Below are 1,473 nucleotides of genomic sequence, written 5' to 3'. Positions count from 1 at the left end.
GTCTGATGCTGCGCGAGGACGGCCTAGCCTTCGACGACGGCACCACCTGGCGGCTCGGCGAGCAGGACTTCCTGATGACCACCACCACCGCCAATGCCGGCAAGGTGATGCAGCATCTGGAATATTTCCTCGACGTGATCTGGCCGGAGCTGAAAGTCCACGTCACCTCGGTGACCGACGAATGGGCGGGGGCCGCGATCGGCGGGCCGAAGGCCAGGCAGATCCTCGCCTCTTGTGTCACCGGCACCGCAGTCGACAATGCCACCTTGCCCTTCATGGGCCTCGTGCGCGGCGAGATAGCAGGCGTGCCGGTGATGATCTGCCGGCTGTCCTTCTCCGGCGAAATGGCGTTCGAAGTCTATTCCGGCGCCGGCCACGGCACCCATGTCTGGGAAGCGCTTGTCGAGGCCGGCAAACCGTTCGGGCTGGTCACCTACGGGCTCGAGGCGCTGGGCACCATGCGCATCGAAAAAGGCCATGTCACCGGCGCCGAGATCGACGGCCGCACCACGGCGCGCGACCTGCATCTCGACTGGATGCTGTCGAAGAAGAAGCCGTTCATCGGCTCGGCGATGATGGACCGCGAAGGCCTGATCGCGTCGGACCGCCTGGAACTGGTCGGCCTGATCGCCCTCGACAACCTACCGTTCAATGGCGGCGCGCACATCGTCGAGGAGGTTGACGAGGCCAATCCGCACGGCTCGATCGGTCACATCACCGCCTGCTGCTATTCACCGGCGCTCGGCAGGCATATCGCGCTGGCGCTGGTCAAGGGCGGCAAGGCACTGCAGGGCACGCGCGCTCATGTCTCCGATCCCTTGCGCAACCGGTTTGGACCGGTCGAGATCGTCTCCAACCACTTCTTCGATCCGGACGGGAGCCGCATGCATGGTTGAGCGCCAATCACCCGAACCCTTGTCGCCGCTTGAGCCTGAATTCCATGTCGGCTCGCACGGCAATTTCGAGCACGGCGTCGAGATCATCCTGACCGAGACAAGGCCGGGCTCGATCGTGCAGCTCGCCGCGTGGCCCGGCGAGGAGAAGAAGCTGATAGCAGCCGTCCGCACCGTCACCGGGCTTGCCCTGCCCGATGGCGCCGGCGGCGGCTTGAGCGATGGCGTGAAATCGGTGTTCGGCTTCGCGCCGGGAAAGTTCACCGTTGCCGATGAAGCCGAAGGCCTGGCTGCGGCCTTTGCCAAGGTGGTGACCCCCGCCATTGGCACTGTGACCGACCTCTCGCACGGCCGCACCGCCATCCGCATTGCCGGGCCGAAGGCCGAATGGGTGCTGGCGAAATTCTTCGCCATCGATTTCGCGCTGCCGGCCTTTCCTGTTGGAGCCGGCCGCTCGACCACCCATCACGACATCTTCGCCCAGATCCAGCGCACCAGCGCCGACCAGTTCGACATCTATGTCTTCCGCTCGTTTGCACGCTCGTTCTGGAAGGCGCTCTGCCATGCCAGCGAGCAAGCC

Annotated in this window: 2 protein-coding genes; both read left to right on the top strand. The window is 65.0% G+C overall.

Annotated elements, in window-relative coordinates; translation table 11 throughout:
* Nucleotides 1-896, top strand: an 896-nt coding sequence (locus EN906_RS33965) for an aminomethyltransferase family protein (RefSeq protein WP_245484392.1), incomplete at its 5' end; no start/stop codon positions are given.
* Nucleotides 889-1,473 (top strand): sarcosine oxidase subunit gamma (locus EN906_RS33960; protein ID WP_127375766.1); only part of this gene is annotated, 585 nt, incomplete at its 3' end. The genes EN906_RS33965 and EN906_RS33960, both read left to right, overlap by 8 nt.

The sequence above is a fragment of the Mesorhizobium sp. M7A.F.Ca.CA.004.06.1.1 genome (assembly GCF_003999135.1).
Lineage (GTDB): Bacteria > Pseudomonadota > Alphaproteobacteria > Rhizobiales > Rhizobiaceae > Mesorhizobium.
This window is presented reverse-complemented; position numbering and strand designations above follow the sequence as displayed.